A 13838-nucleotide genomic window follows, 5' to 3' on the forward strand; every position below is an offset into this window, starting at 1 on the left:
CCCGCAGGGCTCAAGAGTAGGCGCAATTATTGGGGGGTGGGACGTCAAAAACGCCCCTGGGTTCCCCAGGCAGCCATCAGTCGCGGAAGTTATTGAACTGCAGCGGCATGTCGAAGGACTTGGCGCGCAGGGCCGCGATGGCCTCTTGCAGGTCGTCACGCTTCTTACCGGTGACGCGTACCTGCTCGCCCTGGATGGCGGCCTGGACCTTGAGCTTGGCGTCCTTGATATGCGCGACGATTTTCTTCGCCAGCTCCTTGTCGATACCTTCTTTGAGGATGACTTCCTGCTTCATCAGCTTGCCAGAGGCGTAGGCGTCCTTGATTTCCAGGCACTGCGCGTCGATCTTGCGCTTGACCAGGGACAGCTTGAGGATCTCGATCATCGCTTCCAGCTGGAAATCGGCTTCAGCGGTCAGGTTGACGGTCAGTTCCTTTTCCTTGAATTCGAAGCTGCCCTTGCCCTTCAGGTCATAGCGACGGTCCAGCTCCTTGACGGCGTTCTCGACGGCGTTGGTGACTTCGTGTTTGTCCAGTTCAGATACCACGTCGAACGAAGGCATGTGATTTCTCCAATATAAGGGGCGGGTTCAGTAGAGATGGAGCGCGCCCGAGCTAAAATGCCGGGGCATTATAGCGGTTCTTTCGTCCCGTTCACTGTGAGCGACCTTGCGGAGTACAAACTGATGTCGACCACCTGGCATATTCTCGGCGCCGGCAGCCTGGGCACACTCTGGGCCACACGGCTGGCGCGCGCGGGCGTGCCTGTGCGCTTGATCCTGCGCGACGAGACGCGCCTGGCCAGTTATCAGGCGGGCAACGGGCTGACCCTGGTGGAGCATGGTGAAGCACATACCTACCCGGTGATTGGCGAAACGCCCGACAGCCCGACGCCGATCCATCGCCTTCTGGTGGCGTGCAAAGCCTACGACGCCCAAGCGGCAATCGCACAGCTGCAACCGCGCCTGGTACCGGATGCCGAGTTGATTCTGCTGCAGAACGGCCTGGGCAGTCAGGACGCGGTGGCCGCGCAGTTGCCCCTGGCGCGTTGCATCTTTGCCTCCAGCACCGAGGGCGCTTTCCGCGACGGCGACTGGCGCGTGGTATTCGCCGGCCATGGTTACACCTGGCTGGGAGACGCCCGCCATCCGACGCCCCCACTCTGGCTGGATGACCTGCACATCGCCGGCATCCCCCACGCCTGGAGTACCGATATCCTGACGCGCCTGTGGCGCAAGCTGGCGCTTAATTGCGCGATCAACCCACTGACCGTGCTTTACCAATGCCGTAACGGCGGCCTGCAAAACCATCGCTGTGAAGTGGCAACCTTGTGCAGGGAGTTGAGCGAACTGCTGGAATGCGCTGGCCAGCCTGCCGCAGCCCTGGATTTACAGGATGAAGTGGAGCGGGTGATTCACGCCACTGCCGCCAATTATTCGTCCATGTATCAGGACGTCGCCAATGCTCGACGCACCGAAATCAGCTATCTGTTGGGCTATGCTTGCCAGGCGGCAGCCCGTCACCAATTGAACCTGCCTCACTTGCAGCAGTTGCACGAGCGTCTGGTCGACGAGCTGCGCGCGCGCGGATTGCCCCGCGACTGAACCACGCGCTACCCTGCCCGCCTGTCTATCTCCTGGAAAAACCCTGATGCCGCTGCGCCAGCGTCTAGAAAACCTACCGGTCGGGCAGAAACTGCTGGCGGCCTTGCTGGTGCTGCTGACCACCGTCCTGCTGGTGGCCAACCTGACCTTTATCAGCGCCGCCTACTGGATCTCCCAGGAAAGCATGGCCCCCCAGGCCTTGCAGGCTATCGGGCGGCTGGTCTCCAACCCGGCGCTGGCCGCCGAAGCGCTCGAATCTCCCGACAAGGCCAATGCCCTGCTCAATGAGTTGACCAGCTACTCACCTTTGCGCGCCGCCGCTTTATATGACAGCGCAGGCAACCGCCTGGCACAGATGCAACACGGTGATCGCCTGCACCTGCCGGACAATTACAGACATATCGAAGCCTGGCGCGTGACTGAGTTTCGCACTAACCAAGTGATCACCCTGCCCCGCCCTGGGCAGCCATCCGGGCATCTGCTGCTGGTCGCCAGTAGCGAACTGCCGGTAGCGTTTTACACCGGCACGCTGACCGCCAGCCTGGGCATCCTGATTTTCAGTGTGCTGCTGTGGCTGGTCATCGCGCGTCAGATCAAACACCTGATCACAAAACCGATCCACGAACTGGAAGAACTGTCGCGCCAAGTGACCCGGGAAGAGAACTATGCCCTGCGCGCCCGGCGTGGCAATCACGATGAGATCGGCAGCCTGGCCGAAGCCTTCAATACCATGCTTTCGCGCATCGAAGCCCGCGAGCAGCAACTCAAGCGCGCCCGCGACGACTCTCAGGCCGCCTACGATCAAGCCCAAGGCCTGGCGGAAGAGACGCGTCATACCAATCGCAAACTGGAACTGGAAGTCCAGGTACGCAGCAAGATCGAGAAAAAACTCACCGGCTTCCAGAATTACCTCAACAGCATCATCGACTCGATGCCTTCGGCGCTGATTGCCCTGGACGAACAGCTCTATGTCACCCAGTGGAACCAGGAAGCCAGCGCACTTTCCGGCACGCGTCTGGATGAAGCCTTGAACCAACCGATCTACCTGGCCTTTCAGCCGCTCAAACCATTTCTGCCGCAGATCAAGGCCACGGTCGAGCAACACACCGTGGAACGTATCGAGCGGGTGACCTGGTTCAAGGACGACGAGCCCAAGCATTACGCCCTGACCTTTTACCCGCTGACAGGCGGTGCCGGTCGTGGCGTCGTGATCCGTATCGATGACATCACCCAGCGCCTGTCCCTGGAAGAAATGATGGTGCAGTCGGAAAAAATGCTCTCCGTCGGCGGGCTTGCCGCCGGTATGGCCCACGAGATCAATAACCCGCTGGGGGCGATCCTGCACAACGTGCAGAACATCCGCCGCCGCCTGTCCGCGGACTTGCCCAAGAACCTGGAACACGCCGAACAGGTCGGCGTCGAATTGGCCATGGTCAACCGTTACCTGCAAAGCCGCGAAGTGCCGCAATTGCTCGATGGCATCCAGCAAGCGGGCGCGCGGGCGGCGAAGATCGTGACCCATATGCTCAGTTTCAGCCGCCGCAGCAATCGACAGATGGCCCCTTGCGATTTGCCGGCGCTGATCGATCAGGCCGTGGAAATTGCCGGCAATGACTTCGACTTGACCATCGGCTTTGACTTCAAGGGCCAGGCGATCATCCGTCAGTTCGATCCGCAACTGGGCCCGGTACCCGGTACAGCCAACGAACTGGAACAGGTCCTGCTCAACCTGCTGAAAAACGCAGCTCAAGCCATTCACCTGCGTGAAGATGACCGCGAGCCGGGCCGCATCATCCTGCGCACCCGCCTGAATCCGCCCTGGGCCGAGATCCAGGTGGAAGACAACGGCATCGGCATGAGCGAAAACGTGCGCAAACGCACCTTCGAACCCTTCTTCACCACCAAGGAAATCGGCCAGGGCACCGGGCTGGGGCTGTCGGTGTCGTACTTCATCATCACCAACAACCACAAAGGCCAGATGGAAGTGCAATCCACCCTTGGCCAAGGCACCTGTATTACCCTGCGCCTCCCCTTGGCCGGCAGCCAACTGCCGGCCCACGAACTGACCCCACTGGAGCAATGACCATGGGCTTTCGCCTGTCGAAAATCTATACCCGCACCGGCGACACAGGTGAAACCGGCCTGGGTGACGGTCGCCGCGTGCCCAAGGACCACCCACGTGTCGAAGCCATTGGCGAAGTCGATACGCTGAATAGCCAGTTGGGATTACTGCTGGCCGGCCTTGAAGAACAGAGCGGGCAGCACCCGGCGCTCAACGATGTGATCGAAGTGCTCGCGCCGTGCCAGCATCGGCTGTTCGACCTGGGTGGTGAGCTGGCGATGCCGGTGTACAAAGCGTTGAATGCGGCGGAAGTGGATCGCCTGGAAGCGGCGATCGATCGCTGGAATGAGGAAGTCGGGCCGCTGGAAAACTTTATCTTGCCGGGTGGTTCCGCGCTGATTGCCCAGGCCCATATGTGCCGAAGCCTGGCCCGCAGTGCCGAGCGACGGTGTCAGCACCTGAATGCTATCGAGCCGCTGGAAGGCGTGGGGTTGGCGTATATCAATCGTCTGTCGGATTTGCTGTTTGTGGCGGCGCGGGTGATAGCCAAGCGCCAGGGTGTCGCGGAGGTTTTGTGGCAGGCTGCGGCGAAACCCCACTGATCATGACTCGGTGACCGGGAGAGCCCAATCGGGGGCAAGCCCCCTCCCACCTTTGATCTGTGAATACATTCCAATGTGGGAGGGGGCTTGCCCTCTATAAGGCCCGCCGAAGCAACCTCAAACCTGCGGCCAGAGGGCCCTGATACCCGCCACACCCTGGGCACCGGCTTCCCAAGCCCGCTCCCGCTCCGTAGGCCCGACCCCACCCAGCAAAAATACCGGCTTGTTGAACCCACGGATCAACTCCACCGCCTGCTCCCAACCCAACGGCTGCGCATCGGGATGGGTCTGGGTCGGCTGAACCGGCGACAGGGTGACAAAATCCACGTCCATCAATTCGGCCAACGCCAGTTCTTCAGCGTTGTGGCACGAAGCCGCCAACCAGCGATCCTTCGGCAAAGGGCGGCCCTTGCTTGCATATTTGCGCAGTTGGACCGAGGTCATGTGCCAGCCGGCGGAAGGGAAATCCCCCAGCCACTCGAACGGCCCTTTGAGCATCAATTGCGCCTTGCCGGCGCAAAGCCCCACTGCATCCACCGCCAGGTCACGGTATTTGGGGTCGTAGCCGTTAGGCGCACGCAGTTGCACCAGTTTGATCCCACCGGCGATGGCTTTCTGGATACCGCGCAACAGGGGCGCGGCGTCCAGCTCGCCGGGGGTGATCAGGTACTCGGCCGGCAACCGTGCGGCCGCAACGATCGGCGCGTTGGCCGCCGGGAACTCATAGTTGAGCAGATCCCGCGGGGCCACCCACTCCAACGGTTGCCCTTCGGCGCCATGGGGCTCGCCGGTGAAGGCCGAGACTTCCCAGACATCCAGTAACACCTGCTTGTCCGGATAGTCATGTTGCACGTTGATCAGCGGTCGCGCCGTGGTGACCTGGATACCCAACTCTTCGTGCAACTCGCGGGACAACGCGGCGGAGACAGATTCATCAGCCTCCACCTTGCCCCCGGGAAACTCCCAGAGGCCGCCCTGGTGTTGGGTGTCGGCACGTCGCGCCAGCAGGATTCTGCCGTCGGCGCCGCGGATCACCGCTGCTGCTACATGCACGCGTTTCACCGTGTGTGTCCTCCGGCTATCAGGTGCGGTATTCCGCGTTGATTTTCACGTATTCGTGGGACAGGTCGGTGGTCCAGATGGTTTCGCTGCAATCGCCGCGCCCCAGCTCGATGCGGATGGTGATTTCTTCCTGCTGCATCACCGCCGAACCCTGGGCTTCGGTGTAGCTTTCAGCACGGGCACCACGGCTGGCGATGCACACGTCGCCGAGGAATACGTCGATCTTGCTCACGTCCAGGTCTGGCACACCGGCACGGCCGACAGCCGCCAGAATGCGGCCCCAGTTCGGGTCCGAGGCGAAAAGCGCGGTTTTGATCAGCGGCGAATGGGCCACGGTGTAGCCGACATCCAGGCATTCCTGGTGGTTGCCGCCGCCGTTGACTTGTACGGTGACGAACTTGGTAGCGCCCTCGCCATCACGCACGATGGCCTGAGCCACGTCCATGCACACTTCGAACACTGCTTGCTTGAGGGCGGCGAAATAAGCGCCGCTGGCCTCGGTGATTTCCGGCAGATCAGCCTTACCGGTGGCGATCAGCATGCAGCAGTCATTGGTCGAAGTGTCGCCATCAATGGTGATGCGGTTGAACGACTTGTTGGCACCGTCCAGCATCAGATTCTGCAGCACGCTGCGCGAAACCTTGGCGTCGGTGGCGATGTAGCCCAGCATGGTCGCCATGTTCGGTCGGATCATGCCCGCGCCCTTGCTGATACCGGTCACGGTTACGGTCACACCGTCGTGCACGAACTGACGGCTCGCGCCTTTTGGCAGGGTGTCGGTGGTCATGATGCCAGTGGCGGCCGCGGCCCAGTTATCCACAGACAGGTCATCCAGCGCCGCTTGCAGGGCACCTTCGATTTTTTCCACAGGCAGAGGCTCGCCGATCACACCCGTGGAGTACGGCAGCACCTGGCTGGCGTCCACGCCGGTCAGTTGGGCCAGCTTGGCGCAGGTGCGCGCGGCGGCCACCAGGCCAGGCTCACCGGTACCCGCGTTGGCGTTGCCGGTGTTGGTCAACAGGTAACGGATCGGCCCGGCAACGCGTTGCTTGGCCAGGATCACCGGCGCGGCGCAAAACGCATTGAGAGTAAACACACCTGCCACCGTCGAGCCTTCGGCGCAGCGCATCACCACCACATCCTTGCGGCCCGGGCGCTTGATACCGGCCGAAGCGATGCCGAGTTCAAAACCGGCAACCGGGTGCAATGTGGGCAAAGGACCAAGACCAACAGCCATGAATGCGCTCCTAAAATAAGGTGATGTCTGTGCCGTCGCTATCGACGGTGGGAATTAATGGCAAAACGCCGCGACGGCAAAGGCCGGTCGCGGCGCGGGGTGCTGCAGCGTCAGGCAAAAATCTTAGTTGATTTCGCCGTGGCAGTGTTTGAACTTCTTGCCCGAACCGCACCAGCACAGCTCGTTGCGGCCCAGCTTCTGCTCATTGCGAACCGGCGTTGGCGCCAAGGCCACTTCGACCTCTTCACCCAACGCTTCCGGCTGATCGAGGCCTGGCGCTTCGTCGTGCTGGAATTGCATGCGCGCGGCCAAGGCTTCCGCTTCCTGGCGCAGGCGTGCTTCTTCCTCGGCTGGGTCTTCGCGGCGTACCTGGACGTGGGAGAGCACGCGAATCGAATCGCGCTTGATCGAATCCAGCAGCTCGGAGAACAGGGTAAACGACTCGCGCTTGTACTCCTGCTTCGGGTTTTTCTGGGCGTAGCCACGCAGGTGGATGCCGTGACGCAGGTGATCCATGGTCGACAGGTGGTCTTTCCACAGGTCGTCCAGCACGCGCAATACGATTTGCTTCTCGAAGGTACGCAGTGCTTCGGCACTTGCCTGCTCTTCTTTCTCGTTGTACGCGGCGAGCAACTCGGCCATCAGTTTTTCGCGCAGGGTTTCTTCGTACAGGTGGTCGTCTTCGTCGAGCCACTGCTGGACCGGCAGATCCACACCGAAGTCGCTCTTCAATGCAGCTTCCAGACCGGCCACATCCCACTGCTCAGGCAGCGATTGCGGTGGAATATGCGCGCTGACGGTGGCGTTGAGCACGTCCTGGCGGAAATCGGCGATGGTTTCGCCAATGTTGTCGGCGGCCAGCAACGTGTTACGCATGTGATAGATCACTTTACGTTGTTCGTTGTTGACGTCGTCGAACTCCAGCAGTTGCTTACGAATGTCGAAGTTACGCCCTTCAACCTTGCGCTGGGCCTTCTCGATGGCATTGGTCACCATGCGGTGCTCAATGGCTTCACCGGACTGCATGCCCAGGGCCTTCATGAAGTTTTTCACCCGATCCGAAGCGAAAATGCGCATCAGGCTGTCTTCGAGGGACAGATAGAAACGGCTCGAACCGGCGTCACCCTGGCGACCGGCACGGCCACGCAGCTGGTTGTCGATACGGCGCGATTCATGACGCTCGGAAGCGATCACCTGCAGACCGCCGGACTCCAGTACCGCCTGATGGCGCTTCTGCCAGTCGGCTTTGATCTGGGCGATCTGCTCGGGGGTAGGGTTGTCCAGGGATGCCACTTCCACTTCCCAGTTGCCGCCCAGCAGGATGTCGGTACCACGACCGGCCATGTTGGTAGCGATGGTCAGTGCGCCTGGGCGACCGGCCTGGGCGATGATTTCGGCTTCTTTTTCGTGGAACTTGGCGTTGAGCACCTTGTGTTCGATACCTTCCTTATTAAGCAGGTTGGACACATGCTCGGAAGTCTCGATGGTGGCGGTACCCACCAGGATCGGACGGCCCTTGGCCATGCCGTCCTTGATGTCGTTGATGATCGCCGCGTATTTCTCTTCGGCGGTCAGGAACACCAGGTCGTTGTAATCCTTACGCGCCAACGGTTTGTTCGGCGGGATAACCATCACCGCCAGACCGTAGATCTGGTGGAACTCGAACGCTTCGGTGTCGGCCGTACCGGTCATGCCGGACAGCTTGTTGTACAGACGGAAGTAGTTCTGGAAGGTGGTGGACGCCAACGTCTGGCTTTCTGCCTGGATGTTGAGGTTTTCTTTGGCCTCGATGGCCTGGTGCAGGCCTTCGGACAAACGGCGCCCCGGCATGGTACGGCCGGTGTGTTCGTCAACCAGTACGACCTGGCCGTCCTGCACGATGTATTCGACGTTGCGGTGGAACAGCTTGTGAGCACGCAGACCGGCGTAGACGTGAGTCAACAGGCCCAGGTTATGCGCCGAGTACAGGCTCTCGCCCTCGGCCAGCAGACCGATCTGGGTGAGCATGTCCTCAACGAACTGGTGACCGGCTTCATTGAGTTCGACCTGGCGGGTCTTTTCGTCAATGGTGAAGTGACCTTCTTTGGTCACCACGCCTTCCACTTCTTCGATGTGCTGGGTCAGACGCGGAATCAGCTTGTTGATTTCGGTGTACAGGCGCGAACTGTCTTCGGCCTGGCCGGAGATGATCAGCGGCGTACGGGCTTCGTCGATGAGGATGGAGTCGACTTCGTCGATCACGGCAAAATTGAGTTCGCGCTGGAATTTTTCTTCCATGCTGAACGCCATGTTGTCGCGCAGGTAGTCGAAACCGAATTCGTTGTTGGTGCCGTAGGTGATGTCGGCGGCATAGGCGGCGCGTTTTTCTTCCGGCGGCTGGAACGGCGTCACGACGCCGACGGTCAGGCCGAGGAATTCATACAGCGGGCGCATCCAGTTGGCGTCCCGGCGAGCCAGGTAGTCGTTCACCGTCACAACGTGCACGCCCTTGCCGGACAGCGCGTTGAGGTAAACGCCCAGGGTCGCTACCAGGGTCTTGCCTTCACCGGTACGCATTTCGGCAATCATGCCTTCGTGCAAGGTCATACCACCGATCAACTGGACGTCGAAGTGGCGCATGCCCATGACGCGCTTACCGGCTTCACGGGCGACCGCAAAGGCTTCGGGCAGCAGTTTGTCGAGGGTTTCACCTTTGGCTATGCGGGCCTTGAACTCTTGGGTCTTGGCGCGCAATTGCTCGTCCGAAAGAGCAACCATCTGCTCTTCGAGGGCATTGACCAGCTGCACCGTCTTGAGCATGCGTTTGACTTCGCGCTCATTCTTGCTTCCAAAAAGTTTCTTTAACAAAGGCGCAAACATATCGGCAGGTTCTTCCACACATAGGGATGGAGGGCGCACCGTCAGTGGCCCGAGCAGCCCTCACGGCCGCATGCGAACGCGCATTCTACCCGGAATCGTGGGTGAGGAAAGTGGCGTTGTTCCCCGATGCAGGCATGGGGCGGTGAGAGGGCTTGTTTAAAATAAGGGCTTTTACGCGAACTTCAACCCATGGAGCGCAGAAGTTACCGATTGATTTCGTTGGCTAAGTGTCGTCGACGCAGGGCCTGAGGGCCGGTCGGCGCTTTCTGCTAAGATGGCGGCTCTGTTACTTTAGGTGTCCAATCATGGCATTTCGCCCTGTCGCCGCCCGCGCCCCCGGCGTGTTGCTTCGCGAAGCCAAACCGTTGAAAGCCATTTTCGGCCATGCCCAACGCTTGGGCCTGTTGCAGCGTCTGCTGGAAAGCCAATTGCAACCGGCTGCACGCGAGCATTGCCGTGTCGCCTCTTGGCGCGAAGGCAACCTGCTGCTGATCGTGACTGATGGCCATTGGGCCACTCGCTTGCGCTATCAGCAAAAACGCCTGCAGCGTCAGTTGATGGCGTTCGATGAATTCGCCAACCTGACGCGCATTCAGTTCAAAGTGCAGCCGCCGACTGTCCAGCCAAGTACTGCCGTGCACTCGCACGACCTGTCGGTGAACGCGGCCGAAAGCATTCAGGCCACGGCCGAGGGCATCCGCGATCCGGGTTTGCGCGGCGCCCTTGAGCGGTTGGCTGCCCACGCCAAGCCCAAACCCTGAACATCTATTTGCGTTTGCTCCCCCCCAGTAGCGAGCCCAGCAACCCTCGCACCAACTGCCGCCCCATTTGATTGGCCGCCTGCTGCATCGCCGATTTAAGCGCCTTGCCCGCCGCCGTGCCGAGAAACGCCCCTGCCCTGTCGGTAAAACTTGGCGCTTCAGATGTCTGGCCGGCGTCTTCAGTCGGCCCTAGCTCTTTGCGTGCCATCAGCACTTCATAGGCCGACTCGCGATCAATCGGTTTGTCGTAGCGGCCCAGTAAGGGCGACGCGGCAACCAGTGCTACGCGCTCGACCTCGCTCAACGGGCCGATCCGCGATTGCGGCGGCGCCACCAAGACGCGCTGGACGACTTCCGGCGTGCCCTTTTCCTGCAAAGTGCCCACCAACGCCTCACCCGTACCCAATTCGGTCAACACCGACAAGGCGTCAAACGCCGGGTTGGGTCGAAAACCCTCCGCCACCGCCCGCAGGGACTTCTGCTCCTTGGTGGTGAACGCCCGCAATCCATGTTGAATCCGCAGGCCCAATTGTGCGAGCACGGTGTCGGGCAGGTCACCTGGGGATTGTGTGACAAAGTACACCCCTACCCCTTTGGAGCGAATCAGCCGCACCACCTGTTCCAAACGCTCTTGCAAGGCCTTGGGCGTATCGGCGAACAGCAAATGCGCTTCATCGAAGAACAGCGCCAGCAGCGGTTTGTCCGCATCGCCGCGCTCCGGCAGTTGCTCGAATAACTCGGCTAACAGCCACAGCAGGAATGTCGCGTACACCTTGGGTGCCTCATGCACCAGGCGGCTGGCATCCAATAGATGGATGCGGCCGCGCCCATCGGCATTGGGTTGCAGGATGTCTTCAAGCTGCAACGCCGGCTCGCCGAACAATGCCTCGGCACCCTGCTGCTCCAGCACCGCCAGGCGTCTCAACAGGGCCTGGCTGGAGCCGGTGGTCAGCAGTGCCGCGTCTTCGCCCAACAGCTCGGGGTGATAGCGCAGGTGGTTGAGCAGCGCCTTCAGATCTTTCAGATCCAGCAGCAGCAAGCCTTCGCGATCTGCCACTTTGAACGCCGCGTATAACGCCGATTGCTGGCTGTCGGTGAGTTCCAACAGACTGCCGAGCAATAACGGGCCCATTTCGCTGATAGTGGTGCGCAAAGGATGACCGGACTGACCGTGGATGTCCCACAGCGTTACCGGATAAGCCTTGGCGGTGTAATTAAGGAAGGGCATGCCGGAGATACGCTCGGCCACCTTGCCCTGAGGGTTTGCCGCCGCCCCCAGGCCGCAGAGGTCGCCCTTGATGTCTGCAGCAAACACCGCCACTCCCGCATCACTGAACGCTTCGGCCAAGCGCTGCAGTGTGACGGTCTTGCCCGTGCCGGTAGCGCCGGCAATCAGCCCGTGCCGGTTAGCCAGGCGCATGGCCTGGGCAATAGGATCGCCGGACAGGTCAGCGCCGATAAGAAGTTGCGTGGAGTCAGGCATTTCGTCACCTAAGGTTAATCTTTAATGCGGCAAGGTCGATACAGACAGAGTGAGACCCATAAAGTCGAAAAATAGGTCAGATAGTTCCCACAGGGACCACGGAACTGCGACAACAAATAGCACACCTTTTTTCCTACTGTCATTTCGCGCATCCCATAAGGACGCGCTTTGGATATAAAGACCTTAGCGGACCCTACAAGCCATGAATAAAAACCTGCGTTTCAGCCACAAAATCCTGCTTGCAGCCTCCCTTATCGTCATCGCCGCCTTTGCGTTATTCACGTTGTACAACGACTACCTGCAACGCAACGCCATTCGCGACGATCTGAACAATTACCTGCATGAAATGGGCGATGTCACCGCGAGCAACATCCAAACCTGGCTGACTGGGCGTATTGCCCTGGTAGAAAACGCCGCCCAGAACATCGCGATCAATCCGGAACCGGGTGTCGTCGCCAGCCTGCTGGAACAGAAAGCCCTGACGTCCTCGTTCATGGCCACCTACGTGGGCGACAGCCAGGGCGCGTTCACCATCCGCCCCGACACCAAAATGCCGGATGGCTTCGACCCACGTGTGCGCCCCTGGTACAAAGGCGCGCAAAGCAGCAACGGTTCAACCCTGACTGAGCCTTATATCGACGCGGCGACCGGGCAATTGATCATTTCCATCGCCACCCCCAGCAGCAAGGGCAGCCAAAGCATCGGCGTGGTCGGCGGCGACCTGAGCCTGCAAACCCTGGTGGATACCATTGGCGCACTGGACTTCGGCGGCATGGGCTATGCCTTCCTCGTCAGCGCCGACGGCAAAGTGCTGGTGCACCCGGACAAAACCCTGGTGATGAAAACCCTGGCCGATCTGTATCCGAAAAATACACCCAAGATCAGCCGCGACTTCAGCGAAGTCCAAGCCAACGGCAAAGACAACATCGTGACCTTCACGCCGATCAAAGGCTTGCCGTCAGTGCAGTGGTACTTGGGTATCTCGGTGGATAAAGACAAATCCTTCGCCATGCTCAGCGAATTCCGCACGTCGGCAGTGATCGCCACCCTCATTGCGGTGGCCATCATTATCGCTCTGCTTGGCATGCTGATCCGTGTGCTGCTGCAACCGCTGCATGTGATGACCCGCGCGATGCAGGATATCGCCGACGGCGAGGGTGACCTGACACGACGTCTGACCATCCAGAATCACGATGAATTCGGCACTCTGGGTAATGCATTCAACCGCTTCGTGGAGCGGATTCACACATCGATTCGCGAAGTGTCCTCGGCCACCGAACACGTCAACGAGGTGGCGCTACGGGTGGTCAGTGCCTCCAATTCGTCGATGGTCAACTCCGACGAGCAGGCCAACCGCACCAATAGCGTAGCGGCCGCCATCAACCAGCTGGGTGCAGCCGCCCAGGAGATCGCCCGCAATGCAGCGCAGGCCTCTAACCAGGCCAGCGATGCGCGGCAGTTGGCGGAAGATGGTCAGCAGGTGGTCGAACGCAACATCAAAGCCATGACGGATCTTTCTTCGATGATTAGCGCTTCCAGCAGCAATATCGAAGCACTTAACAGCAAAACCGTGAATATCGGCCAGATTCTTGAGGTGATCACCAGCATCTCTCAACAAACCAACCTGCTGGCGTTGAACGCCGCGATTGAAGCCGCCCGTGCCGGAGAGGCCGGGCGCGGGTTTGCCGTGGTAGCCGATGAAGTACGCAACCTGGCCCATCGCACCCAGGAATCGGCGCAACAGGTGCAAACCATGATCGAAGAGTTGCAAGTGGGCGCGCGGGATTCGGTGACCACCATGAGCGAAAGCCAGCGCCACAGCCATGACAGCGTGGAAATCGCCAACCTGGCCGGCGAGCGTCTCAACAGCGTGACCCAGCGCATCGGCGAGATCGATGGCATGAACCAATCGGTCGCCACCGCTACCGAGGAACAGACGTCGGTGGTGGAGTCGATCAATATGGACATCACCGAGATCAACACCCTCAACCAGGAAGGCGTGGAAAACCTGCAATCGACCTTGCGCGCCTGTACCGACCTGGAGCAACAGGCCGCACGGCTCAAGCAATTGGTGGGCAGTTTCCGCATCTGACAGCTCTCGCCCTGGGCAGCGGCTCATACCGCCTCCCAGGGCGGCAGCAAGGCAAAACGTCGCACCCAACATCCCGA

General features: G+C 60.4%; 10 protein-coding genes and 1 pseudogene. 6 read left to right on the forward strand and 5 right to left on the reverse strand.

Features of this window, described 5'->3' with window-relative positions; translation table 11 throughout:
* Window positions 1-76: 76 nt before the first annotated feature.
* A complete protein-coding gene (locus QRN41_RS08120; RefSeq protein ID WP_034100192.1) occupies window positions 77-562 on the reverse strand; it encodes a YajQ family cyclic di-GMP-binding protein in 486 nt (161 codons plus the stop codon).
* A gap of 123 nt (window positions 563-685) precedes the next feature.
* Between QRN41_RS08120 and QRN41_RS08125 the strand changes: the two genes are divergently transcribed.
* The 3 genes from QRN41_RS08125 to QRN41_RS08135 are packed head-to-tail and all read left to right on the forward strand — an operon-like array spanning window position 686 to window position 4267.
* Entirely contained in the window at window positions 686-1603 is a 918-nt protein-coding gene (locus QRN41_RS08125) for a putative 2-dehydropantoate 2-reductase (protein WP_285421430.1), read from the forward strand.
* Between the two features lie 46 nt (window positions 1604-1649).
* The gene (locus QRN41_RS08130) at window positions 1650-3686 is read left to right on the forward strand and encodes a sensor histidine kinase (RefSeq protein WP_285421431.1); all 2037 of its coding nucleotides are present in this window, start codon (window positions 1650-1652) and stop codon (window positions 3684-3686) included.
* A 2-nt stretch (window positions 3687-3688) separates the two neighbouring features.
* Window positions 3689-4267, forward strand: coding sequence for a cob(I)yrinic acid a,c-diamide adenosyltransferase (locus QRN41_RS08135; protein WP_034100196.1), 579 nt, complete (start codon window positions 3689-3691; stop codon window positions 4265-4267).
* A 117-nt stretch (window positions 4268-4384) separates the two neighbouring features.
* On the opposite strand, the gene QRN41_RS08140 is transcribed toward QRN41_RS08135, so the two are convergent.
* The 3 genes from QRN41_RS08140 to secA all read right to left on the reverse strand — a co-directional run bounded on the left by QRN41_RS08140 (window position 4385) and on the right by secA (window position 9425).
* Window positions 4385-5329, reverse strand: a complete 945-nt coding sequence (locus QRN41_RS08140) for a Nudix family hydrolase (RefSeq protein WP_285421432.1) — start codon at window positions 5327-5329, stop codon at window positions 4385-4387.
* Between the two features lie 19 nt (window positions 5330-5348).
* Window positions 5349-6566, reverse strand: a complete 1218-nt coding sequence (gene argJ, locus QRN41_RS08145) for a bifunctional glutamate N-acetyltransferase/amino-acid acetyltransferase ArgJ (RefSeq protein WP_034100200.1) — start codon at window positions 6564-6566, stop codon at window positions 5349-5351.
* 123 nt (window positions 6567-6689) lie between these two features.
* Window positions 6690-9425, reverse strand: coding sequence for a preprotein translocase subunit SecA (gene secA / locus QRN41_RS08150; RefSeq protein WP_167416667.1), 2736 nt, complete (start codon window positions 9423-9425; stop codon window positions 6690-6692).
* Between the two features lie 305 nt (window positions 9426-9730).
* Between secA and QRN41_RS08155 the strand changes: the two genes are divergently transcribed.
* On the forward strand, window positions 9731-10186 hold the full coding sequence (locus tag QRN41_RS08155; RefSeq protein ID WP_034100204.1) for a DUF721 domain-containing protein: 456 nt from the start codon (window positions 9731-9733) through the stop codon (window positions 10184-10186).
* A 4-nt stretch (window positions 10187-10190) separates the two neighbouring features.
* Here QRN41_RS08155 and QRN41_RS08160 read toward each other — a convergent pair whose 3' ends face one another.
* Window positions 10191-11669, reverse strand: coding sequence for a helicase HerA-like domain-containing protein (locus tag QRN41_RS08160; RefSeq protein WP_167416666.1), 1479 nt, complete (start codon window positions 11667-11669; stop codon window positions 10191-10193).
* Window positions 11670-11871: 202 nt separating this feature from the next.
* Between QRN41_RS08160 and QRN41_RS26265 the strand changes: the two are divergent.
* Window positions 11872-12903: pseudogene (locus tag QRN41_RS26265) on the forward strand (HAMP domain-containing protein); the annotation flags it as partial.
* 93 nt (window positions 12904-12996) lie between these two features.
* Entirely contained in the window at window positions 12997-13761 is a 765-nt protein-coding gene (locus tag QRN41_RS26270) for a methyl-accepting chemotaxis protein (protein ID WP_375538189.1), read from the forward strand.
* Window positions 13762-13838: the final 77 nt, after the last annotated feature.

The organism is Pseudomonas sp. efr-133-TYG-23 (assembly GCF_030209215.1).
Lineage (GTDB): Bacteria > Pseudomonadota > Gammaproteobacteria > Pseudomonadales > Pseudomonadaceae > Aquipseudomonas > Aquipseudomonas rhodesiae.

Bases quoted from the DNA above. Each gene is read 5' to 3' on its own strand.
- argJ (WP_034100200.1), bottom strand. From the start codon at position 6,566: ATGGCTGTTGGTCTTGGTCCTTTGCCCACATTGCACCCGGTTGCCGGT.
- QRN41_RS08160 (WP_167416666.1), bottom strand. From the start codon at position 11,669: ATGCCTGACTCCACGCAACTTCTTATCGGCGCTGACCTGTCCGGCGAT.
- QRN41_RS26270 (WP_375538189.1), top strand. From the start codon at position 12,997: ATGGTCAACTCCGACGAGCAGGCCAACCGCACCAATAGCGTAGCGGCC.
- QRN41_RS08130 (WP_285421431.1), top strand. From the start codon at position 1,650: ATGCCGCTGCGCCAGCGTCTAGAAAACCTACCGGTCGGGCAGAAACTG.
- secA (WP_167416667.1), bottom strand. From the start codon at position 9,425: ATGTTTGCGCCTTTGTTAAAGAAACTTTTTGGAAGCAAGAATGAGCGC.
- QRN41_RS08125 (WP_285421430.1), top strand. From the start codon at position 686: ATGTCGACCACCTGGCATATTCTCGGCGCCGGCAGCCTGGGCACACTC.
- QRN41_RS08120 (WP_034100192.1), bottom strand. From the start codon at position 562: ATGCCTTCGTTCGACGTGGTATCTGAACTGGACAAACACGAAGTCACC.
- QRN41_RS08135 (WP_034100196.1), top strand. From the start codon at position 3,689: ATGGGCTTTCGCCTGTCGAAAATCTATACCCGCACCGGCGACACAGGT.
- QRN41_RS08155 (WP_034100204.1), top strand. From the start codon at position 9,731: ATGGCATTTCGCCCTGTCGCCGCCCGCGCCCCCGGCGTGTTGCTTCGC.